This is a genomic window from Roseofilum reptotaenium CS-1145 (assembly GCF_028330985.1).
In the GTDB taxonomy this organism is placed as follows: domain Bacteria; phylum Cyanobacteriota; class Cyanobacteriia; order Cyanobacteriales; family Desertifilaceae; genus Roseofilum; species Roseofilum reptotaenium.
The window spans coordinates 140,001-161,013 of the sequence record NZ_JAQMUE010000075.1 but is presented as its reverse complement, the minus strand read 5'-3'; the positions used below and the strand labels follow the sequence as shown (position 1 = coordinate 161,013).

21 protein-coding genes are annotated in these 21,013 nt (G+C 45.8%); 8 read left to right on the top strand and 13 right to left on the bottom strand.

Annotation, left to right across the window (positions count from 1 at the left end; translation table 11 throughout):
- Positions 1 to 25 precede the first annotated feature (25 nt).
- Together PN466_RS14175 and PN466_RS14170 are read left to right on the top strand one after the other, a co-directional pair.
- Entirely contained in the window at positions 26 to 496 is a 471-nt protein-coding gene (locus PN466_RS14175; RefSeq protein WP_271940289.1) for a hypothetical protein, read from the top strand.
- Between the two features lie 3 nt (positions 497 to 499).
- Entirely contained in the window at positions 500 to 1,054 is a 555-nt protein-coding gene (locus PN466_RS14170; RefSeq protein WP_271940288.1) for a glutathione S-transferase family protein, read from the top strand.
- Between the two features lie 76 nt (positions 1,055 to 1,130).
- Here PN466_RS14170 and PN466_RS14165 read toward each other — a convergent pair whose 3' ends face one another.
- From PN466_RS14165 to proS, 5 genes are all read right to left on the bottom strand, one after another.
- Positions 1,131 to 1,268 carry a photosystem II reaction center protein K gene (locus PN466_RS14165; RefSeq protein WP_271940287.1) on the bottom strand — a complete coding sequence of 46 codons (138 nt, stop codon included), beginning with the start codon at positions 1,266 to 1,268 and terminating at the stop codon, positions 1,131 to 1,133.
- Between the two features lie 267 nt (positions 1,269 to 1,535).
- Positions 1,536 to 2,210, bottom strand: coding sequence for a Uma2 family endonuclease (locus tag PN466_RS14160; RefSeq protein ID WP_271940286.1), 675 nt, complete (start codon positions 2,208 to 2,210; stop codon positions 1,536 to 1,538).
- A 109-nt stretch (positions 2,211 to 2,319) separates the two neighbouring features.
- Positions 2,320 to 3,456, bottom strand: a complete 1,137-nt coding sequence (gene tgt, locus PN466_RS14155) for a tRNA guanosine(34) transglycosylase Tgt (protein ID WP_271940285.1) — start codon at positions 3,454 to 3,456, stop codon at positions 2,320 to 2,322.
- Positions 3,457 to 3,482: 26 nt separating this feature from the next.
- On the bottom strand, positions 3,483 to 4,940 hold the full coding sequence (locus PN466_RS14150; protein WP_271940284.1) for a hypothetical protein: 1,458 nt from the start codon (positions 4,938 to 4,940) through the stop codon (positions 3,483 to 3,485).
- 150 nt (positions 4,941 to 5,090) lie between these two features.
- A complete protein-coding gene (gene proS / locus PN466_RS14145; RefSeq protein ID WP_271940283.1) occupies positions 5,091 to 6,899 on the bottom strand; it encodes a proline--tRNA ligase in 1,809 nt (602 codons plus the stop codon).
- A 506-nt stretch (positions 6,900 to 7,405) separates the two neighbouring features.
- On the opposite strand from proS, the gene PN466_RS14140 reads away from it, so the two are divergent.
- On the top strand, positions 7,406 to 8,227 hold the full coding sequence (locus PN466_RS14140; RefSeq protein WP_271940282.1) for a Uma2 family endonuclease: 822 nt from the start codon (positions 7,406 to 7,408) through the stop codon (positions 8,225 to 8,227).
- Here the strand turns inward: PN466_RS14140 and PN466_RS14135 are convergent.
- The 3 genes from PN466_RS14135 to recO all read right to left on the bottom strand — a co-directional run bounded on the left by PN466_RS14135 (position 8,224) and on the right by recO (position 11,879).
- A complete protein-coding gene (locus PN466_RS14135) occupies positions 8,224 to 9,411 on the bottom strand; it encodes a glycosyltransferase family 4 protein (RefSeq protein ID WP_271940281.1) in 1,188 nt (395 codons plus the stop codon). The genes PN466_RS14140 and PN466_RS14135 overlap by 4 nt on opposite strands.
- Positions 9,412 to 9,568: 157 nt before the next feature.
- Positions 9,569 to 10,927, bottom strand: a complete 1,359-nt coding sequence (locus tag PN466_RS14130) for an MFS transporter (protein WP_271940280.1) — start codon at positions 10,925 to 10,927, stop codon at positions 9,569 to 9,571.
- A gap of 106 nt (positions 10,928 to 11,033) precedes the next feature.
- Positions 11,034 to 11,879, bottom strand: coding sequence for a DNA repair protein RecO (recO, locus tag PN466_RS14125; protein ID WP_271940279.1), 846 nt, complete (start codon positions 11,877 to 11,879; stop codon positions 11,034 to 11,036).
- Between the two features lie 168 nt (positions 11,880 to 12,047).
- On the opposite strand from recO, the gene PN466_RS14120 reads away from it, so the two are divergent.
- Both PN466_RS14120 and PN466_RS14115 read left to right on the top strand, forming a co-directional pair.
- Entirely contained in the window at positions 12,048 to 12,284 is a 237-nt protein-coding gene (locus tag PN466_RS14120) for a DUF433 domain-containing protein (RefSeq protein WP_278003096.1), read from the top strand.
- Between the two features lie 84 nt (positions 12,285 to 12,368).
- Complete coding sequence (locus PN466_RS14115; protein ID WP_271940277.1) at positions 12,369 to 12,653, top strand: hypothetical protein; 285 nt, start codon at positions 12,369 to 12,371, stop codon at positions 12,651 to 12,653.
- 18 nt (positions 12,654 to 12,671) lie between these two features.
- Here PN466_RS14115 and deoC read toward each other — a convergent pair whose 3' ends face one another.
- The 5 genes from deoC to PN466_RS14090 all read right to left on the bottom strand — a co-directional run bounded on the left by deoC (position 12,672) and on the right by PN466_RS14090 (position 17,313).
- Positions 12,672 to 13,367 (bottom strand): deoxyribose-phosphate aldolase, encoded by a 696-nt coding sequence (deoC, locus tag PN466_RS14110; RefSeq protein WP_271940276.1) that lies wholly within the window; start codon positions 13,365 to 13,367, stop codon positions 12,672 to 12,674.
- A gap of 411 nt (positions 13,368 to 13,778) precedes the next feature.
- Positions 13,779 to 14,573, bottom strand: coding sequence for a sensor histidine kinase (locus tag PN466_RS14105; RefSeq protein ID WP_271940275.1), 795 nt, complete (start codon positions 14,571 to 14,573; stop codon positions 13,779 to 13,781).
- On the bottom strand, positions 14,537 to 16,474 hold the full coding sequence (locus PN466_RS14100) for a histidine kinase dimerization/phospho-acceptor domain-containing protein (protein ID WP_271940274.1): 1,938 nt from the start codon (positions 16,472 to 16,474) through the stop codon (positions 14,537 to 14,539). The genes PN466_RS14105 and PN466_RS14100 overlap by 37 nt, the downstream gene beginning before the upstream one ends.
- A gap of 9 nt (positions 16,475 to 16,483) precedes the next feature.
- Positions 16,484 to 16,951 (bottom strand): hypothetical protein, encoded by a 468-nt coding sequence (locus tag PN466_RS14095; RefSeq protein WP_271940273.1) that lies wholly within the window; start codon positions 16,949 to 16,951, stop codon positions 16,484 to 16,486.
- A complete protein-coding gene (locus tag PN466_RS14090; RefSeq protein ID WP_271940272.1) occupies positions 16,873 to 17,313 on the bottom strand; it encodes a hypothetical protein in 441 nt (146 codons plus the stop codon). Before PN466_RS14090 ends, PN466_RS14095 begins: the two co-directional genes overlap by 79 nt.
- Before the next feature lie 397 nt (positions 17,314 to 17,710).
- Between PN466_RS14090 and PN466_RS14085 the strand changes: the two genes are divergently transcribed.
- The 3 genes from PN466_RS14085 (at position 17,711) to PN466_RS14075 (ending at position 20,998) form a co-directional block, all read left to right on the top strand.
- Positions 17,711 to 18,778, top strand: coding sequence for an NAD-dependent epimerase/dehydratase family protein (locus PN466_RS14085; RefSeq protein WP_271940271.1), 1,068 nt, complete (start codon positions 17,711 to 17,713; stop codon positions 18,776 to 18,778).
- Positions 18,779 to 18,799: 21 nt separating this feature from the next.
- Positions 18,800 to 19,801 (top strand): AraC family transcriptional regulator, encoded by a 1,002-nt coding sequence (locus PN466_RS14080; protein WP_271940270.1) that lies wholly within the window; start codon positions 18,800 to 18,802, stop codon positions 19,799 to 19,801.
- Between the two features lie 105 nt (positions 19,802 to 19,906).
- Complete coding sequence (locus PN466_RS14075; protein ID WP_271940269.1) at positions 19,907 to 20,998, top strand: aldo/keto reductase; 1,092 nt, start codon at positions 19,907 to 19,909, stop codon at positions 20,996 to 20,998.
- Positions 20,999 to 21,013: the final 15 nt, after the last annotated feature.

The following is a 21,013-nucleotide window of genomic DNA, read 5'->3' as shown; positions in this document are numbered from 1 at the left end:
CCATTGATTTATATCCCTTACCCTTATGACTGCTGAACAAACCTATCCCAATGCCCCCGATGTATCCGGGGATGATTATTTAGTCGTTGGCTTGGCCACTTGCTTTATTAAGGAAGATGGAGAGGTCTATCCGGTTAAAGTAATAGAACCGATCCCTTCAGCCGCTCTAGAAGCTTTATTTAAGGGAATTCCCACCTCCTATGAAATGGCCTTAGGAACCACATTAGGTACGGTACTGATCCACCAGACCCCCCAAAAACCGACCGAGTTCCCAGAGAAGCCCCAGTTCTGTGACGAGTTTGTAGAACGGGCGATCGCCGCAGTTCGCAGTTATAAGGTTCCCAGTCATGAACGTGTTAAAACTAAAATTCCCATCGGCACTTGTCATCAGGATTTTAACTTTTCCACGGAGCGCAAACGAGTTTTAAATATGACGAATGTGGTTCGCACAGAAGATAATGTAAAACAACATGAACATACCCATAAGGTGCTTTAAGGAATGATCAAACTCTATGGTGGCCCGCGAACTCGTGGAACTTTAGTTCAGTGGTATTTAGAGGAACTGGGTGTTCCCTATGAATTGATTGCTGTGGACATCCAAGGGCAAGAACATAAGAAACCGGACTATTTGGCCATTCATCCCATGGGAAAGGTGCCTGCCCTCGTAGATGGCGACTTTACCATTTGGGAATCTGGGGCAATTTTAATGTATCTGGCTCTCCAGTATGGCAATGCTCAGGGATCGGTGCAAGAGATCGCACAGATGAACCAGTGGGTAGTCTTTGCCAATGCTAGTTTGGGCCCAGGGGTGTTTATTGAAGCATCCCGCGATCGCGCCTTGGCGGATTTTATGCCTCCCCTGAATCAACGTCTACAAGCTCAACCGTTTTTACTCGGCGATCGGCTTACCGTAGCGGATGTCGCAGTCGGATCGCTTCTCTTTTATATGCCTGTGATGCTCAAGCTTGATTTGAGTGAGTATCCAGCCGTTACGGAGTACATCCAGCGTTTATCCGAACGTCCCGCTTTCCAAAATACCCTTGGCAAACGCTAGATGCATAAAAATGAGACAGGCTTAAAACCTGTCTCTAGGGAAATAAATGTTTCTGATGTTACATTTATCTTAAACTCTATTTAAACCCAACTGCTGCTTGCCAAACAAAGGCCAGCAGTAAGAAAAAGATAGGAATTACAGGCAAAACATCGATTAGTGGGCTAAAGGCTGAATAGGCTTCAGGTAATTTTGCCAACAGCAGTGCTGCTTCCATAAGTGTGTTTTCCTCTCCAACAGTACGGGGCATGATTTTCAGAATTGAAAAAAATATTAACATATACTGCCGCACCAGGGAATAGGGAAGCAGGGAGTTTTCATTCTTCCTTCAAAAATGTCAAGGTGGGGGGATGGGGAGATGGGGGGATGGGGAGGTGAGGGGATAGGGAGATAGGGAGATAGGGGGTTTTTATCCTATTATTAAAAGTGTACTGTTCAAAAAAAAGGACAAAACTCTCTACCTAATCACCTGTTAAGCGATAGTTTATTGATCGACAAAGGATTGATGTTCAGGGGTGGCTAATCCGACTTGTAAGCTGGCTAATACCTGAGCTAAGTCACCGGATAATAGGGCAGCTTGATTTAAACACAAGCCAGGGAAAACTTGAGAATAGATTATTCCGTCTGCATTGGGTTCAAGTTTGATATATTGTTCATTCTGTAATCGGAACCAATCGAGTTCACCGTCATTGACGCGCCAGATTAAATATTCTTGCACTTGATTGCGACGATAAACATTGAGTTTTTGATGTAAGTCAATGGAAACACTACTGGCGGCAATTTCAACAATTAATTCTGGCGCACCTTCAACATAACCATCTTCACTAATTGTCGATTGTCCCTCTTCTTTGATTCTCAGGAGTGCGTCAGGTTGAGGTTCATTGTCAGCATCTAGACGGACGGTACAATTATCGCCTAATTGAATTCCTGGCGTAGCCGACCAATAGCTTCCTAACCAAGTCATGATAAAAGCATGGGGTTCGCCATGTTGTGTGATTCTTAATGGAGATGCCATATAAACAATTCCTTCGATTAATTCGGCTTTTTTGTGATCGGGCATGGCATAATAACGGCGCTCAAATTCTGTGCGAGTGAGCTTGTCGCCATTTTCTAGGGGAGGAATGGTTACTCTTGGATTAATTGATTCAGTGACTATCATATTTATAGTTGAGGAGGTTAGAGAGGATCGCGTAAGGTCTAGCCCCCTCCCTCAACCCCCTTTCCCGTGAGAGAGGGGGCATCAAGAGGTATTTCATAGGTTTGAAGGGCTATCTCTTTTCATGGTACTGATGGCTTTCTGGAGGGGCAAGGTAGTGACCAAATTCAGAGAGGAAGCGATCGCCTAAAATAGCCTCTCGAATGCGTGCGGTAAAACGCACCAGTTCCGTAATATTGTGGATCGACAGGAGCGTATACACCAACAGTTCGCGACAGCGCCATAAATGCCCCAAATAAGCACGGCTAAAATTTTGACAGGTATAACAGGGGCATTCAGCATCAAGGGGAGCAAAATCTTCTCGAAATTGGGCATTTTTAATATTCCAGCGCTCTCCCCGCACAAATACCGCCCCATGACGGGCTAACCGGGTGGGAATGACGCAATCAAATAGATCGATGCCAGCGGCGATCGCCTGTACCATTTCTTGATAGGTTCCTACTCCCATGAGATAGCGGGGTTTTTCCGTAGCAAGTAGGGGAACTGTCACCTTTACAATTTGGTTAATCAGATCTCCCGGTTCACCCACACTCACGCCACCAATAGCATAGCCGGGTAAATTAAGGTCTACTAATTGCTCGGCTGCGGCGGTTCTTAGGTCAGCATATACTCCCCCCTGAACGATACCAAACAACGCCTGTTCGGAGCGATCATGGGCAGCTATGCAGCGTTTTAGCCATCGATAGGTGCGCTCTGTGGCAGCGATAACGGCTTCTTTGGAGGCTGGATAGGGAGGACATTCGTCAAACGCCATAATGACATCTGCACCGAGCTGATTTTGGATGGCGATCGCCTTTTCTGGAGTAAGATTAATAATCCGTCCATCTCTGGGCGATCGAAATTTCACCCCCTCTTCCTGAATGGTTCGCAAGCTGGCTAAACTAAAAACCTGAAAGCCTCCAGAATCAGTTAACATTGGCCCATCCCATCCCATAAACCGATGCAAACCACCAGCACGAGCAATTAAATCTTCTCCCGGTTGTAGATGCAAATGATAGGTATTGGCTAAAACCATTTGAGCGCCTGTCCCTTTGAGTTGTGCAGGCGTTAATGCTTTTACCGTTGCTAATGTGCCGACAGGCATAAATCTAGGAGTTTCTACTTTTCCGTGGGGAGTCAAAAAGGTAGCTGCTCTCGCTTGAGTCTGGGAGCATTGGGCTTGTATAGAAAACTGAAAGGGTTGATGCATAAGGCCAAAAATTGATGGATTGTATGTTAGAGAGATGTTGAAGAAGTCTCTATTTCCGGTAATTTGAGTAAGAGTCCTGCAATAAACCAATAATACACCGCTACCGGATCGACATCTAGGGGATAATAATAAGGAAAATAGCTTACAATCAGAATAAAAATCCAGAAACAGATCGCTATTTTTTTCCAGCTAGGCTTCTGTAATGAACGATAAGCTTTATAGGTTAAAAAGACCAAGATAGAAACCACCACCAAAAAAGCCAGTAACCCTAAAGGGCCAATTTCATAAAGGACCTTAGCGTGGAACGTTTCAATTAATCGAGTTGGAGCAAATTTTCGTGCTGCATTCGTCGCCGCACCAATCCCTTTTCCCAAAATCCCTTCTTGCTGACTCCAAACCGATTGCCATTGATCTCGCATAAAATATAGCGGAGGGTAAACTGTCCAGCGATCTACTAAGCTGTCTATGCGTTGTTCCACCCGATTGATCGTTTGAATAATTACTGCACTGGTGACAAGTGCCACCCCCCATTTTAAAGGCAATTGTTTTTTCTTAGAAGTCGTTAGAAGCTGTAAAATCATAAAGATAATTGGCACTAATGCTAGAGCAATTCTTTGACCAGAAAAGACAGCCATTATGATCAGCAAACCCGTGCTAAATACACTGATGTACTTCCATTTTTTTTGAGGGTCTCCAACATCAGTACTAAACAAGAAAAACAGACCAGAAATCAGAAACCATCCCCATTGCCAAGGCGCAACAAATGTACCGGGTAATCGAACTAATCCGGCATTTGGATTATATAACACTGCTCCACCGATAAAGCAACGAGCTTGTAGGGTAGCGCGATATAGAAACTCTCCTGAAAGGGGTCTACTCCCTGGACAAATACCTTTGGTTAGCAGTAAATATTGAATAAACCCTAGGGCACAACAAATTAAGATTAAAACAGTGTGCAGTCTCAGAAAGAACCATAATTCTTCTTTACTATAAATTAAATAATAGGCACAAAGCATTAAGGGAATATAGCTTAACAGGGTCTTGAGACCCACAATTCCCATGAGCATTTGATTCCCTAGAGTGGGATTGAAGCTTTCGCGAATAATGCCAATCCAAAAAAAGTGAACTAATGCGATCGAGACTAAACTGATTAGAGGAATATATAGAGGTTTAATTTTTTGCCAAAAGGGTTTAAGATAGTCGCGATCGTGGATCAAAATCGAGATTAGAGCGGGAATATAAAATAAATCTTTGACTAAGTGAAATAGGGGGTTACTGTTGGCGATCGTATGGGTAACTGTTCCAGCAAAGGGCATATAGATCAAAAAGGCCCAAAGTCCTAAAGCCGGATAAGTATAAGAAAAGCCCATTATCGCCCCTGCCAGTCCTGCAAAAATACCAGAAGTTAAACCATCGAGTAAGGCAAATAATATCCCTGGTAAAAGGATAAAAGCGATCAATTGAATCAGTTCTCTGCGTTCCATTAGGGAATAGGGAATAGAGTATAGGGAATACTAGGTTTTGCCCTTTCCTTAGCCCAAATTAGGCACAGTCCAGGAAATTCTTCATTGAGCTAATGACGAACTTGCTCTATGGTACTGTGCCCATTTGAAAATGTCCCACTTATGCAATTTTTAGGCGTTTAAAGCGGTTTGAATACGCTCTTGGAGAACAGAAACCAGATCGTCTATGGCCACTTCCTCAGAAGCGAGGGTTGCTCGTTCTACACATTCAACTTTACCGGATTTGATGGCTCTGCCGGTCACTAAGCGATAGGGAATGCCAATTAAATCGGCATCTTTGAATTTTACCCCGGCTCGCTCATTGCGGTCATCAAGTAACACCTCTATTCCAGCCTCTTGTAGGTCTTGATAGAGCTTTTCGGCGACTTCCATCTGTTGACTATCGGTAATATTGGGAACGCAGATGATGACCGTATAGGGCGCGATCGCCACGGGCCAAATGATGCCATTTTTATCATAGGACTGCTCTACCGCAGCTTGCGCGAGGCGAGAGACTCCAACCCCATAACATCCCATATAACAGGGCAATTCTTCCCCCTGTTCGCTGGTAAACGTGGCATTCATAGCCTGGGAATATTTGGTTCCCAACTGGAAAATATGACCGACTTCAATACCTCTGGCAGTTTGTAATATTTGCGTCGGGTCGTGAACAGCGAGATCGCCGGCTTTTGCAGTACGCACATCCACAATGCGATCGGGCAAAACAAACTGATCGCCCCAATTTGCGCCGATCACATGATAACCGGTCTCATTGGCTCCTGTGGCAAAATTTTTCAACTCCACCGCTGTTTTGTCCACCAACCGCAAAAACTTGGGCGCTAAATTCTCTTGTTGAGTAATATATTCATCTCCTAAACCCGGATCGATATACCCCAACGGTAAGGGTTTCGCGGCCCATTTGCTCTGAGCTTCCGGATCGGGAACGGTGAGCGCCAAAACTGCTTTCGCGCCGTATTCTGGAGCTAGAGCAGTTAACTCATTGGAGAGTTTTACCTCATTTACATCTTGGTCACCGCGAATATTAACCAGCACCAAGACCGTCATTCCATTATCATAAACAGCCTGATACAGTACATTTTTCACCGTATTGGTGGCATCACAACCGAGCGCCTCGCAGAGCGTAGCAATGGTATTGGTATTGGGTGTTTCCACCTTTTTATACTCTGTAAACGGAGAAGGTTGAACTTCTGCGGGAAGAGAAACCGCTTTTTCCACATTGGCCGCATATTGGCTATCTTCGGTGTAGAGAACCTCATCTTCTCCAGCCTCAGCCAACACCATAAACTCTTGAGAAACCCCGCCCCCAATAGCTCCAGAGTCCGCTTGTACCGGCTGAAATTTCAGACTACATCGCCGCAGCATATTCCGATAGGCTCGATCCATATCCTGGTACGTCTGTTTCAAACTGTCCCGGTTAGTATGAAACGAATAGCCATCCTTCATAATAAATTCCCGACCCCGCATCAGGCCAAACCGGGGACGAATTTCATCGCGGAACTTAGTTTGAATTTGATACAGATGAACCGGTAGTTGCCGATACGAACGAATCATATCACGGGCGATCGTCGTAATCACCTCCTCATGGGTTGGCCCTAACCCCAACTCCCGCTTTTGCCGATCCTGCAAGGCAAACATAATACCTTCGGCTTTCGTATAGGTTTCCCAACGTCCCGACTCTTGCCATAGATCCGACGGTTGCAGTTGGGGAAGCAAGCATTCCTGGGCCCCCGTAGCATTCATTTCCTCACGTACAATTTGGGAGACTTTTTGCAAAACTCGCCACATTAGGGGAAGATAAGCATAGAGTCCGCTACCAATTCGACGAATATATCCTGCCCGAACCAATAACTTATGGCTGGGAATTTCTGCTTCTGCTGGGTCATCTCGCAGCGTATTAAACAGCATTTGTGACAGTCGCATTCTGTGTTGCTCCCATTTAGACCAACTTACTATTATCTCATAGGGAGTGGCGATCGCCAACTGAGTTTCTTTTCCATCCGCATAATCCAGAAACCGGGTTTCTCGCGTATCTTCGTGTTTGTTGCCTCAATTTGAAACTGCTGTAATTCGATTCAATCCGTTGATGGTAGGATTAAAATCCCTTCAGCAAAAATAGCGTCAATGTTCTTAATCATTTGTTTCACTCATCATGCACCTACTCTCGAAAACTCTCAATCATAGAGTTCGGAACGCATTGATCCATGAATAACCTTAAATTCATTAAGCAACTGTTTCAAAATTGGATAAATCGCAGGCATAATCCAGACAGGCATAATTAATCGGTGTTGATAGAACTACTGAGATTGTAACTTAGGGAGATAGAGAAATTCCGTTAAGGTTGAGCAACCCGGTTTCTTGCACTCTGCGATCGCCAAAATCAACTGATTTAGATATACTGTGAGAACCGAGTGTTGAGGGAAAGAGCCATGTCAGTCCAACTTATTGACGAACAATTACCTCAGACTGAACCACAAGAGCAAGAAGTCATTCCCCTTCCGCCAACCGACTTACCCTACGACGACGGAGAACCCTTGGAAAGCAACCGCCATCGCATCGCTATGAATGTTCTGATTGCTTCCTTGCATCAGGCGTATCAAGAACGCAATGATTATTACACGGGTGGCAATATGTTCGTCTACTACAGTAGCGCACAAGTCCGAAACAAAGACTTTCGCGGCCCGGATTTTTTTGTGGTATTAGATGTAGATGGAACAATTGAGCGCCGCAGTTGGATCTTGTGGGAAGAGCAAGGACGCTATCCCGATGTGATTGTGGAATTGATGTCACCTTCGACGGCAGAAGTTGACCGCAATCAGAAGAAAGAGTTGTATGAAAAAGTCTGGAAAACTAATGATTATTTTATCTACGATCCCTTTGACTCTGAGTCATTACAGGGATGGAATTTAAGCGGAAGGCGCAAGTATGATGAAATAAATCCCAACGATCGCGGATGGCTGTGGTGTGAGAGTTTGGGATTGTACTTGGGAACTTGGAATGGGGAATTGATGAAGGAAGATGCCCCTTGGTTGCGCTTTTATGATGCTGAGGGTAATTTGGTATTGTTGCCAGAAGAGTTGGCAGTGCAGGAGCAGGAAAGAGCAGATACTGCTGAATCAGAGCGCGATCGCGAACGCCAGGAAAAGGAATTGGAGCGAGAAAGAGCCGATCGCGCTGAATCTAATTTACAACAATTACGCGAAAAACTCCGACAGTTAAATATCGATCCGGATGCTCTCGAGTCCCCTTAATTGACCAAGCTCCGGTAAGATGCATCGTTACTCTGTTCAATGACTTCATTATAAAGCTGTTCCACCTGAGAAATATTACGATTAAGCGTATAGCGCTCTAATACTCGTTGACGTGCTTTTTGGCCCAGCATGATACTTAATTCAGGATGATCTCGAAACAAAGGAAGTAAGGTTTGCAACTCAGTCGTTACGCGATTCGCATTTAAAATCACCCCTGCACCCTTTTCCAAAACCTCACCATCAGCTCCCACATCCGTTGCCAGACAAGCCGTTCCGCAAGCCATGGACTCCAACAGAGAGAGAGACAACCCTTCAACAAAAGAAGGCAAAATAAATACATCTGTGCCCCGTAAAATTTCGATTCGACGCTGCTCATCGCCAATAAAGCCTAACCAAACAATCCCCTGTTCTGCTCCATAGGAAGCTCTGAGAGCAGTTTGCAGAGGGCCAGTACCGACGATCGCCAACTTACACCCCAGCCCCAAATCTGCCATTCTCCAAGCCTTCAGCAAGGACTCCACATTTTTCTCAATGGCAATGCGTCCTTGATACAAAAATAACCGTTCTGCCTGCAATTGCTGCTTAATCGAAGAAGGGCCAGGGGAATATTTTAGGGCATCTACCCCATTGGGAATCACCACCACTTTGAATTCCGGAACCCCCAGTTTAATCAGAATCTCGCGCTGCATCTGGGAAAACACAATGGTTTTATCATAATTTGCCAAACCAGGGGCATAAAGTTGATAGGTGAGTTGTTGCGTTCCGGAAGAAAAATTGCGTAATTTGCGGTCAAATGCTGGATGAAAGGTCGCCACCAAAGGTAAATTTAAATCTTGGCAAATTTCCGGCAGTAAAAAATCCAGAGGAGACAAGGTTAAAGACGCATGAACCAGATCCGGTTGCAAAGAATGGAGCGATCGCGCTAAAACCTTAGACGAACTCAACGTCGGAATCGTATAAATCGTCGATTTATACAAACAAGGAATCGGCACTTCTGGACAATCCGGCCAGCCTTCCGAAGAGGCTTGAGCGCCATTCGCGGGCAGTTCTGCGACCCCATCCTCCGAGGCAAAATGAAAGAAGCTCACCTGATGTCCGCGATCGAGCAACGCATTCGTCACCTCACGGGAATAAGTGACGTTACCACAGAACGGAGATTTTTTACCAAGCCAAGCGATATGCATTCAATTGCCAAAAAGGGAAGAATCATTGGGTAGGAGACGACAATCGTTAGATCTATTGCATAAGTGGACAAAAAATGAATAGGAATGGAGTAATCATAATATTCTCCTGACTATTGCTAGAGTGCCTATTGCCTATTGCCTGACTTCTGTAAGAAGTCTATTGATCCCGATCTCCTGTACGGGAAATATACCAGGTTGAGACTCCCCCTGCGAAGACTAAGACGGCTAAACCAGCTAAAACCACTTGAATTCCCAATCCAGCTTCTGCCACACTCACCAAAGCCAGAGGAAAACTCAAAGCAATATTAATGGCATTATTTTGCAAGCCGAACACCTTACCTCGCATCTCTTCTGGCGTTTGTGATTGAATTGTCGTTTGCATGGGAATGCCAATAAAAGCGGCTGATGAACCTAACACACTAATCCAAAACAGAGACCATCCTAAATATTGAACGGTAAACGACAAACCCAACAGCGATCCCGCCATCCCCATCGATCCGATTAAACTCAGTTGAGCATTCGATCCCCAACGATGGCCGAATTCTCCCACGACAGCCGAACTGATGCCTAAACCGATTCCGCCAACGGCTAATAACAGGCCAAATTGGGAGGGTTCAAGACTGGGAATAATTTCGGCAATGCGGACGGCTAAAACGGCTAAGGCAGCAAAAATACAGGAGAGAATAATTAGTTGTAAAATTGCATTGCGAACCCGATGGCGATCGCGCAAAAACTGTAATCCATCGCGCAGATCTTGCAAAACATGGGGGTGTTCGTGGTCTGGGGGATAAGTATTTTCTTGAGTATTCACGACTAACAAAATCACACCCGCCAACACATAAGCACCTCCCACTAGAAGTTCTTTACCCAAGTCGCCATTACCTAAAATCGGGCTAATTAGGTGACTTGCCAGGTTCAGAAGTGGGTCGCCAAGAGCAAATCCCAGGATCACCGAGGCCATCATGGTAGAAGTGTAGAGGGAATTGGCTGGCAAGAGCAAATGGCGCTTGACAATCAGGGGAATAATGGCTTGTTCGGCAGGAGCAAAGAATTGGGTGAGGGTAGAGACGGCAAAGGTAATTCCTAAGAGGAAGGCAAAACCGAGGGGAATATCGATCGCCAAGTCAATTCCCGCAGATAGACTTAAGAATAGGGGAATCGTCAGCACAAAGGCTCCCCGGAGTAAGTTGGTGAGAACTAAGACCGATTTTTTCGGCCACCGATCCACAAATACCCCGGCTAAGGAGCCAAATAAGACAGCGGGAATCGTAAAAGCAATCATGATCGCTGATACCCAACCACTAATGGTTTGCTCCTGTCGTTGAAACTCGCTAGTAATAATGGCGATCGTTAAAACTAGATAGATTTTATCGGCTAACTGGGAAAAAATTTGACCGCTCCACAGGGTGAGAAAATTGCGGTTTTTGAGGACTGCACCCAGACTCGGAGAGGGAGGAGGAAGATTAGGTTTAGGGGTTGTAGGGGTTATTTCTCCATCGTTTTTGGATAGGGACATAGAATTTATAGTGGATTCAAATAACAATGAGACATCTTTTGTAGGGGCGAAAAATTTTTCGCCCCTACAGATACCGGTGTTGTAGATAGATCCTCATGTATCAACCTTAGTCTTTTGGCAAGTTGGCGAGGCAAGGTTCCATGAGGGTTGCAGCTCGGATCGGTCGATCGAAGTGATATTGGGCATAGGCACGCAGGAGGTTTTCTAGGGAAGGCCAGAGATGGTCTGTTCCTTGTTCTAGTTTAGGGAGTTCTGGCCCCGCTAAATGCTGAAGTATCCATAATTGATTGGCGTTGAGGGAAAATGCTGGAGGTTGGGGCGATTTTCGAGGTGAACGTTGTACCTGATAGCTGGCTCCAGATTCTTGAACCTGAAAGACTTGTAGCTCTTTTTCCTCGCTCACAATGCCACCAGAGGCAAGGTTAAATTGGATTTTCCACTGGGGATCGTTGAAGTTGGGCGCGATCGCCTTTCCCGTTCTACAACAGTTTTGCACTTGCGGCGCAATTCCCGCGAGAGCCAGCAGGTGAAAGATACCTTGAATTAGGCGAGGTAAGGTGAGGCTCAGAGCGCTGGTTTCTAGGCGATCGAGATGGAGCAACAGTAGGTCGTAGAGGTCGGTTTGGGAGCGATCTGTGAGGGCTTGGCAGAGGACTAATTCTGCTAAATATTGACTTGCAGTCAGTTTGAGTAAATCTCGACTTAATCCCGGATAGGATTTAATCGTTTGCGCTTGAATGATTTTATCGAGCGATCGCCCCTTCACCACCAAGAGTTCATTCACCACAAACAATCCACTGCGCCCCCCCAAACTTGATTTCGCTTTTCTCGCTCCAGGGGCGATCGCTCGAATTAATCCAACTTCCGGGGTTAACACCGTCAATAACCGGTCAGATTCTCCCATAGGCATTCCCTTCAAATTAATGCCCGTTGCCTTATAGGTTTTGCTCATAAAACTTAAGATAATCCGAGAGAACAAAGATAGATTCTAGGTTTATATTCTTTCTTCTGTTGGCGATCGCCTGGCAGAGAGCGGTGAATACTAGACTGGCGTAGCATGGGGAAAGGCGATCGCCCTACATTAGGCTATCATGAGGATTACGGATTGATAAAGTAAATGATGAACAACTGGCAAGAACAGATTGAGATTAACCCCAATATTTGTCATGGGAAACCTTGTATTAAAGGAACTCGAATTATGGTTTCCGTAATTTTAGATAACTTGGCAGAGGGATTGACAGTAGAAGAAATTGTAGCCGATTATCCACCCTTGAGTCAGGAGCAGGTGCGATCGCCGATCGCCTATGCTGCTACTTTAGCTAGAGAAGAGGTACTTTTACCTTTGCGATCGAGATAATGTTGGTAAAACTGGATGAAAATTCGAGTGGGACTCATCAGGAATTTCTGAGAAAACAGGGTTATGATTGCGATCGCGTAACGGATGAAGGTTGATCAGGTGCCGATGATAATGTCGTATGGCAGCAAGTCTGTGCTGAGGGAAAGTTTTTTTATTACCCTTGACTTAGACTTTTCTGATGTGCGACGTTTTCCCCTAGGAACTCATTCCGGAATTTTATTATTGCGTCCTAGAAGTAAAAGTCGTCAAGCCGTCCTTGATGTTCTAGAGAGAGTTCTACGAGAATATTCACTGGCAACTTTTCAATGCTGTTTAGTACTTGCCGATGAAACGCAAACCCGCATTCGTCGTCCGTCAGTTTTAGATTAAGATTTCAATCAGAACTTGTTACCTATTACCAGGGCGAAGCGCCATATCCCGCTCTTCCATTAACATCATTCCCCGTGAAGTCCCCAACCGCGTTGCCCCTGCGTCAATTAAGGCATAGGCTTGCTCTAAATTGCGAATGCCACCAGAAGCTTTAATCCCCACATTTCCTCGGCTGATGGACTTCAATAACTTCACATCTTCTACCGTTGCGCCCCCTTGCCAACCGGTACTCGTTTTCAGGAACACCACCCCCGCATCTAAACAAAGCTCTGCCGCTAATCGTTTTTCGGCTTCCGTCAACACCGTCATTTCTAAAATCGCTTTCACCGTTTGCCCCGTTTCCTCACAAATTTCCGCCATTTCCCGATGCACGGCTTCACTTTTTCCTGCCTTCAGTAAGCCGATATTAATCACCACATCTAACTCTACTGCTCCATGTTCAACCGCTTCTTGGGCTTCGTAGAGCTTTACCCCTGATGTTGTCGCACCCGTGGGAAAGCCAATCACTGTACACACTTTAGTCGATTTTCCCTGTAAGATATCTGCCGTTTGCCGCACGTAAACTGGAGGCACGCACACCGTAGGAAAATTCATAGCCATGGCTTGTTCGCACCACTGCTGGACTTGTTCCGGTGTTGCTGTGGGGTGCAACAAGGAATGCTCGATATAGTCAGCGATATCAATTTCTGAATAGTCTGAATAGTCTACAGCCATAATCCCTAGTGAGCCTTGATTGGGTTATTCTCTATTTTTCCGGATCAAGGGGACACAAGGCAACTGGATCGGGAGGGAGTGGACTGTCTGAGCTGATTTGATACATGAGAAAAAGATGGGGGAGAGTTTGAGGCAAGAGGCAATAGGCAATAGGGACTCTAGCTATAGAACATGTCCTAACTCTCCCTTTCTCTGTTATAATCTGGCAAGCACTGGATAAAATTTACAGCGCTTTGCTTGCGTTATGAGGGACAGTGTTGAATCCTCAAAGCTATGTATCAAAAGCCTATTCCCTATTCCCTAGCGCAAAGCACTATAAGTTAATTCGATTTCTGGGTGGCAAAGTTCTCTAAGGCAACCTCAGCACGAAGCGCTTGAACTCAAAGGAAGAGAAATCATAAATTCAGTTCCTTACCCCAACTCTGAAGAACAGGTCATTGTTCCACCATGCTTTTCGGTGACAATTTCACAGGCGATCGCCATTCCCAACCCTGTCCCTTTCCCGACTTTCTTAGTGGTAAATCCCTGCTCAAATATTTTTGCCTTTACAGATTCTGACATTCCCATACCATTATCGATAATTCTGACTACAACATCCTGTTTGTTTTCGCTCAAATCAGTCGTAACAGTAATATAATTAGGATTTTTTTCTATCTCTTCAAAAGACTTATTCTTGCTCTTTTCATCTAGAGTATCGATCGCATTTGCCAAGATATTCATAAAGACTTGATTGAGCTGCCCCGGATAGCATTTTAGTTCAGGAATATCGCCATATTTTTTTACGATTTTAATGGCAGGGCGTTGCTGATTAGCTTTAAGGCGGTATTTTAAGATTAATAAAGTACTGTCAAGACCCTCGTGCACATTAAACTCAGTTTTGACATCTGTATCTGCACGGGAAAAGGTTCGCAAAGATGTGCTGATATTAGCAATGCGTTTCACTCCTTGTTGCATAGAAACAAGAATTTTGGGAATATCTTCGAGCAAAAAATCAAGATCTGCATTTTCAATTTCTTCTGCTAAGTCAGGGCTGGGTTCGGGATATTCTTGGCGATAGGCTTGGATAATTGCCAACAGATCGACAAGAGTATTCTTAAGCATCGTGATATTACCACTAATGAAACTCAACGGATTGTTGATTTCGTGAGCGCCCCCCGCTACAAGATTGCCTAATCCTGCCATTTTTTCTTGTTGAACCAATTGCATTTGCGACGATCGCAATTTCTCTGGCTAGTGACTTCAATCGTGCTGTCCATCAACCCAACAATTTGCTTGGAGATGGCTAATCCTAACCCGGTATCAATCGCTTGAAAAAATAGGGTTGCACTGGTTTCGGACTCGGAAATTACATCTACCCGCAGCGTCACAGAACCGCGATTCGTAAATTTAATGGCATTGCCCAAAAGGTTGATTAACACCTGTCGTAGGCGCTTTTCATCCACTTCTACTCCTTCCGGCAGGCGAGAACTGGGCTGATAAATGAAGTCAATTCCTTTTTGTTGGGCTTTAATTTTGCACATTTCCACCACACTTTGTAAAAGAGAGGGAAAATGAACGGCAATGGGATTTAACTCCAGTTTACGAGCTTCGATTTTGGACAAATCCAAAACATCATTAATCAACGTTAGTAAGTGAGAGCCACATTGGTGAATGACATTCACTCCCTGGCGGTCTGTTGCACCGACTGTTTTAGATCGTCCTAAAATTTGTGTGTAGCCGAGAATACCGTTGAGTGGCGTTCTCAATTCGTGGCTCATATTCGCTAAAAACTCGCTTTTGGCTTGGTTTGCATTGTCTGCGGCTTCTTTGGCCACTTGCAATTCTAAGGTTCGCTCTCGTACTTTTTCTTCGAGAGTATCAATAGAAGAGCGCAATTGTGCAGTCATCGTATTGAATGTGCGAGCCAATTCACCAATTTCATTACCCGATTCCATATCAGCACGGGCGCTCAAATTCCCCTCGGCGATTTGCTTGGAGATCGCCGTCAAGCGTCGAATGGGAGAAGAAATCACATTAGCCATGCCAAATCCCACGCTAATGGCAGCAAGAGTTGTCCCCAAAGCGAGGAGGAGGTTATTGCGCGTTTGAATGTTGATGGGTTCGAGAAAAACAGATTTTGGGCGCAAATAAGCAACTTTCCACGGTCGGCTTTCGCTCATGTGGATTGCACCTGCATATTCTATGTTCTTCTCTTGGGACAAAATGGTCGTAAAGTAGGGACGATCGGGGTTGAAATTGGCAGCAAATTGGTCAAATTCCGTCAGTTGAGTGGCTCTATCGGCAGGGAGGGAAGCAGGTAAACGATAGGTTTGCTGTAATTCATCCAAGGTTTCGGGTTGGGGAGGGGCCAGAAATTGGAAGCGCAAATCCTGGGGAAGTCCTCCATCATCGCGATATCCCTGTGCCAAGCGTAAATTGCGATCGTCGAGCAGAATAGGAAAAGACAAAGAACCCGCTAAATTATTATTTTGTAGTAGGAGGTTTTGGAGTTTGGCGGCATGATACTGACTGCGCAATACACCAACCACTGCCCCGGTTTGGCGATCGCGGATCGATTGGCTGAAATATAAGTAAGGCTGACCGTCAACCTCGGAAAATTCTACATTAGAGACAAAAGGCTCTCCCGTTTCTAGGGCAATTTGGAAATACTCCCGATTCGACTCGTCCCATACCCTCTGAGGGGTGCGAGTATCCAGGAGATTTTGTCCATTGGTATTCAGAACAGCGGAGGAAACTAAAAAGACTTTATCTTTGGCGATCGAAGTTTTTAGAGTGTTGAATGCCTGCTCTCTGACGGAGGGAGAAGCATTGGGTGCAGCTTGTAAATAAGTGGCAAGGATATCTTGTTGCGCTTCCGTGACAATGACCGTCAAATTGATGCGAACAAAGGCATCAAGAGTTGCTGCCGTTTGGGACGCGGCTGCATTGAGCGATTGATTGGCCGATTGAATCAAAGCTGTCCGCGTAGTCTGGTAATTCCACCAAGCAAAGCCCGCCAGGGGAGTCAGAGCAATGAAGCAAAATACGCCTAACAGTTGATGGCGCAAGCTGTAATGATTGAAGAAACGCTCAATTCGTGAGCGAATATTCCCAGGAATAGCTTTCATAGTTTTGAGTTAGAGGGTTTCTGTTGCTCGGGCAGCAGCTTGCGCCATATTGTTTAAGGTGGTTTGGATGCTTTGTTGGTTGGTCATTAGTTTTCCCAGTTCCATGGGGAAGCGATCAAAACCCACTTCAATCCAATTGGAATGGTGGGGTTCCGTTCCCATGCGATTTTCAATGGCATCTAAGGTAACCTCAAAATAATTGGCAACTTGGGGATTGGCTCCAAACCCCATTTTCAAACGAGGATCGCTGTAGGTACTGCGGCGAACACTATTGGTTTTGCTCAATAGGGCTGCCCGAGTCATGGTGTCTGCGCTGGTGAGCCATTGCAAAAAGACCCAGGCTGCATCTCGATTTTTGCTGTAACGAGAGAGCGCCAGACTACTGCCCCCTTGACGGCTCACACCTGGAACTTCGCCGAAACCACATGCGCTCTCTGGACGCAGGGCAATGGCTTGAGGACAAGGAGCGACTGCCACTTTTCCGGATATTTGGGAGTTAGCTGATTCTTCAAACCAGGGAAAAAATTCCCCTCCCATTGCACATCAATTCCTGTTAGGGGAATAAATTCTTCTTGTACCAATTCCCAAGCCACATTAGCGCCTGGGGAATCTTCAGTGATTAATCGCACTGTCGTGCCAGAAAATCCTTGGCCTACATCTTTAAGAAAATGATAGGCATCTGTTCCTCTCCTGCTTGCCGATTCCAAACCGCGAGTTTCTTCAATCGATAATGGAACGGAAGAAGATGGGGACAAACGGCGACAGGCTTTCAATGCAGAAGTTGTACTCCATCCTAATGCGGCTGATGCTCCTAATCGCAGTACATCTCGTCTTTTCATTTGTTTAATACTCTTTAAAAGAGGGGGTCAAATTGTTGTCATCGTTTAAAGAATTTGCCGTCTATGAGACCATCTTATCCCGTCTCCAAAAGTTAGCCAGATCAAAGTTCACGTAAAGCCTCCGATACGTTTGGAAGCCCCGTCGCTTTAGCGCGGGGATTGGTTACACCCTTATGTTGTCGATACAGCACAAAGTGCTGTTATGAAGTAAATTGTTGAATCCCCAATGCCATGTACCACAATCCTATTCCCTGGCGCAAAGCGCTATAGGTTTCGCCTGCATACCGATTGGCACCCTTTGAATATAGATAGGCGCAGTCTGCTAGTGTCTTCACCTTTGGCATCTCCTATGATGGGTTTTAGTGAAGCAAACCACCATCAAAACAGGAGCTTGACTATGACAACGATTGAGCGCTCTGCCCCCGTAATGGTAACCGGTGCCACTGGTTATGTTGCTGGAGTGCTAGTTAAAAAACTGCTGGAGGAAGGACTGACCGTTCATGCCCCCGTGCGCGATCCGAACAATCCAGAAAAACTGCACTATCTCAATGCGATCGCCGCAGCCAGCCCTGGTGAAATCAAGTATTTCAAAGCTGACCTTCTCGATGAGGGATCTTACGCAGAAGCAATGGTGGGTTGCGAACTGGTATTTCATACTGCCTCCCCCTTTACAATGGATGTCAAAGACCCCCAGAAAGAACTCATCGATCCTGCCAAACTAGGGACTCGCAACGTGTTGGAGACCGCCAATCGAACTCCCTCTGTCAAGCGGGTTGTTCTCACCAGCAGTTGTGTGGCCATCTACGGCGACAATATAGATCTGCAACAGACTCCTAACGGCGTATTCACTGAGGAACTCTGGAACACCACTTCCTCACTGGAACACAATCCCTATTACTATTCAAAAACGGTTGCCGAAAAAGAAGCCTGGAAAATGAATCAAGCCCAATCCCATTGGGATTTAGTGGTTATTAATCCCAGCCTGGTGATTGGCCCTGGCATTAACCCTTACGCAACCTCAGAAAGTTTCAATTTAATCAAACAAATGGGGGACGGCACCTTCAAATCTGGCGCACCTAAATGGGGCCTTGGTACCGTGGATGTCCGCGATCTAGCTAAGGCTCACTTCCAGGCTGGATTTACTCCAGAGGCTAAGGGCCGATACATTATTTCCGGACATAATACCGATATGTTTAGTATGTCCCAGACGTTGCTCGATCGATATGGGCAAGACTATCCCATTCCACGCAAACCTACGCCCAAATGGTTGTTGTGGCTGATTGGCCCAATGGTGGACAAAACCATGAGCCGCAAAGTGATCGCTCGGAATATCAATTTACCCTGGAAAGCGGATAACAGCAAAGGTATTAGAGAACTCAGCATCAGCTATCGCCCATTGGCAGAGTCGATGAATGATTTTTTCCAGCAAATGATCGACAACGGCTTAGTCAGAAAAAATGCTTAAGATCCGTAGGGCGGCAGTTTAATGAAAAAAGAGATTCGTTTTGCACTTAGTCCAGGCTGGAGAGTTCTTCTTAACGATCTGGGAGTTAAGTTTACTGAAGTCTTGAGGCGTGCTGAATTACCTTTGGATTTGTATGCCCGAAAAGATGCCAGTCTCAGTACCGATGAATACTTTCGTTTCTGGCGAGCAATAGAATTTCTTTTGGACGATCCAGTGTTTCCCTTGCAGATGATCCGCAACCTCAGTAGCGAAGTGTTTGAACCGCCCATTTTTGCGGCCTATTGCAGTCCCAATCTCAATACGGCTTTGCAACGAATTAGTCAGTTTAAATGTCTAATCGGACCGATGAAGCTGGATGTAAAAATTGCTAAAGCATTCACAAATGTGCAGCTTCGGTTTCTGGAGAGAGGACTGAAAGTTCCGGTCTCTCTGACTGGTATTGAACTCGGCTTTTTTGTGCAATTGGCAAGAATGGCAACTCGGGAACCTATCGTCCCACTAGAAGTTGTTGCCCCCTGTGAATTACCTTCACTGCAAGATTATGCCGATTATTTCGGCGTAGTTCCCATCCAAGGAGAAAAACTATCCATCTCGTTTTCAGCCGACGATGCCGTCAAGCCGTTTCTGACTGAAAATCTACAGATGTGGGAATTTTTTGAACCAGAGTTACGCAAAAGACTCTCTGAAATCCGTGCTGAAACCAGTATGGGAGAACGGGTGCGCGATGCCCTGCTGGAAATGCTACCGAGTGGACAAACTTCTGTTGACGATCTCGCTGGCCGACTCCTGATTAGCCGACGTACCCTGCAACGACGGTTGGGCGACGAAGGCACCAGTTTTAAGCTCATTCTGACTAAGGTTCGTGAGGAACTTGCTCGGTACTACATCACGAAGTCCGAGCTACCTTACACGCAGATTTCGCTTTTATTAGGCTACGAAGATCCCAACTCATTTTTCCGTGCATTCCACTCGTGGACAGGGACGACACCCGATCGCATTCGCTCTCAAACATCGATCAATTGAATTTTTCTTGGCAGGGTTGTTTTGCTCGGGAATGGGCGAGCGGGCTACAGAGTCCGATCGCAAAAAATGACGAAAATCAAATTTACTTTAGGAGAAACAAGATCTATGTATTATACACTGGGCAATACGGGGTTAAAAGTTAGCCGTCTGGCTCTGGGAACGATGACCTTTGGCGAAGACTGGGGTTGGGGGACCGATGAAGCGAATGCTCGCCAACTGTTCGATGCCTATGTGGAAGCAGGCGGTAACTTTATTGATACGGCAAATCTCTATACCAATGGCAATAGCGAGCGGATGGTGGGCAAATTCATCAAAGATCGGGGAATCCGCGATCGCATGGTCATCACCACCAAGTTTAGCTACAACACTGAACCGGGCAACCCGAATACGGGGGGCAATGGTCGCAAGAATATCCTCCGGTCTGTGGAAGGTTCCCTCGAGCGCTTAGAAACGGACTACATCGACCTCTACATGCTCCATACCTGGGATCAAGTCACCCCAGCAGAGGAGGTGATGAGTACATTGGATACCCTGGTGCGATCGGGCAAAGTGCGCTATGTTGCCTTGTCGGATGCCCCTGCTTGGTATATGGCACAGGCGCAAACCTTGGCAAAAGAGCGTCATTGGGAACCCATTAGCACCATGCAACTGGAATATTCCTTGGTGGAGCGCAACATTGAGTTTGAGTACACTGCTTTAGCTAAAAATCTCGGGACAAGTATTATGGTTTGGTCGCCTTTAGCGGGTGGCTTGCTTTCCGGTAAATATAAGCCTTCCGAGCAGGGTGGAGAAGGTTCCGGTCGCTTGGCAACAATGGCTAATAGCGGTAATCCAGTTTTTGATCGGTTTACGGAGAAAAATTGGGCGATCGTGGCTGAATTAGAACAGGTTGCCAAACAAGTCAATCGTTCCATGCCTCAGGTAGCCTTGAATTGGGTTGTCAACCGCCCGATGGTCTCATCGGTGATTATTGGTGCCACCAAGCTACACCAACTGCAAGATAATCTCGGGGCGCTGGATTTTGAAATCCCCATCGAGCTACAGCAAAAGTTGGATGAGGTGAGTCGTCCGGAAGTCCGTTCTCCTTACACTTTCTTTGAATCCAGTTCACAGATGCAGACGATGATTCATGGTGGTGTAACTGTAGGAGATAAGTCCCCGTCTTACGCCCTTGAGACTTTAGTTCAAGGGAGTTAGATCCTAGGTTTTCCA

Coding starts and splice junctions, on each gene's coding strand:
- PN466_RS14175 (WP_271940289.1), top strand. CDS start 26: ATGACTGCTGAACAAACCTATCCCAATGCCCCCGATGTATCCGGGGAT.
- PN466_RS14170 (WP_271940288.1), top strand. CDS start 500: ATGATCAAACTCTATGGTGGCCCGCGAACTCGTGGAACTTTAGTTCAG.
- PN466_RS14165 (WP_271940287.1), bottom strand. CDS start 1,268: ATGGAAGCAGCACTGCTGTTGGCAAAATTACCTGAAGCCTATTCAGCC.
- PN466_RS14160 (WP_271940286.1), bottom strand. CDS start 2,210: ATGATAGTCACTGAATCAATTAATCCAAGAGTAACCATTCCTCCCCTA.
- tgt (WP_271940285.1), bottom strand. CDS start 3,456: ATGCATCAACCCTTTCAGTTTTCTATACAAGCCCAATGCTCCCAGACT.
- PN466_RS14150 (WP_271940284.1), bottom strand. CDS start 4,940: ATGGAACGCAGAGAACTGATTCAATTGATCGCTTTTATCCTTTTACCA.
- proS (WP_271940283.1), bottom strand. CDS start 6,899: ATGCGACTGTCACAAATGCTGTTTAATACGCTGCGAGATGACCCAGCA.
- PN466_RS14140 (WP_271940282.1), top strand. CDS start 7,406: ATGTCAGTCCAACTTATTGACGAACAATTACCTCAGACTGAACCACAA.
- PN466_RS14135 (WP_271940281.1), bottom strand. CDS start 9,411: ATGCATATCGCTTGGCTTGGTAAAAAATCTCCGTTCTGTGGTAACGTC.
- PN466_RS14130 (WP_271940280.1), bottom strand. CDS start 10,927: ATGTCCCTATCCAAAAACGATGGAGAAATAACCCCTACAACCCCTAAA.
- recO (WP_271940279.1), bottom strand. CDS start 11,879: ATGAGCAAAACCTATAAGGCAACGGGCATTAATTTGAAGGGAATGCCT.
- PN466_RS14120 (WP_278003096.1), top strand. CDS start 12,048: ATGAACAACTGGCAAGAACAGATTGAGATTAACCCCAATATTTGTCAT.
- PN466_RS14115 (WP_271940277.1), top strand. CDS start 12,369: ATGAAGGTTGATCAGGTGCCGATGATAATGTCGTATGGCAGCAAGTCT.
- deoC (WP_271940276.1), bottom strand. CDS start 13,367: ATGGCTGTAGACTATTCAGACTATTCAGAAATTGATATCGCTGACTAT.
- PN466_RS14105 (WP_271940275.1), bottom strand. CDS start 14,573: ATGCAATTGGTTCAACAAGAAAAAATGGCAGGATTAGGCAATCTTGTA.
- PN466_RS14100 (WP_271940274.1), bottom strand. CDS start 16,474: ATGAAAGCTATTCCTGGGAATATTCGCTCACGAATTGAGCGTTTCTTC.
- PN466_RS14090 (WP_271940272.1), bottom strand. CDS start 17,313: ATGAAAAGACGAGATGTACTGCGATTAGGAGCATCAGCCGCATTAGGA.
- PN466_RS14085 (WP_271940271.1), top strand. CDS start 17,711: ATGACAACGATTGAGCGCTCTGCCCCCGTAATGGTAACCGGTGCCACT.
- PN466_RS14080 (WP_271940270.1), top strand. CDS start 18,800: ATGAAAAAAGAGATTCGTTTTGCACTTAGTCCAGGCTGGAGAGTTCTT.
- PN466_RS14075 (WP_271940269.1), top strand. CDS start 19,907: ATGTATTATACACTGGGCAATACGGGGTTAAAAGTTAGCCGTCTGGCT.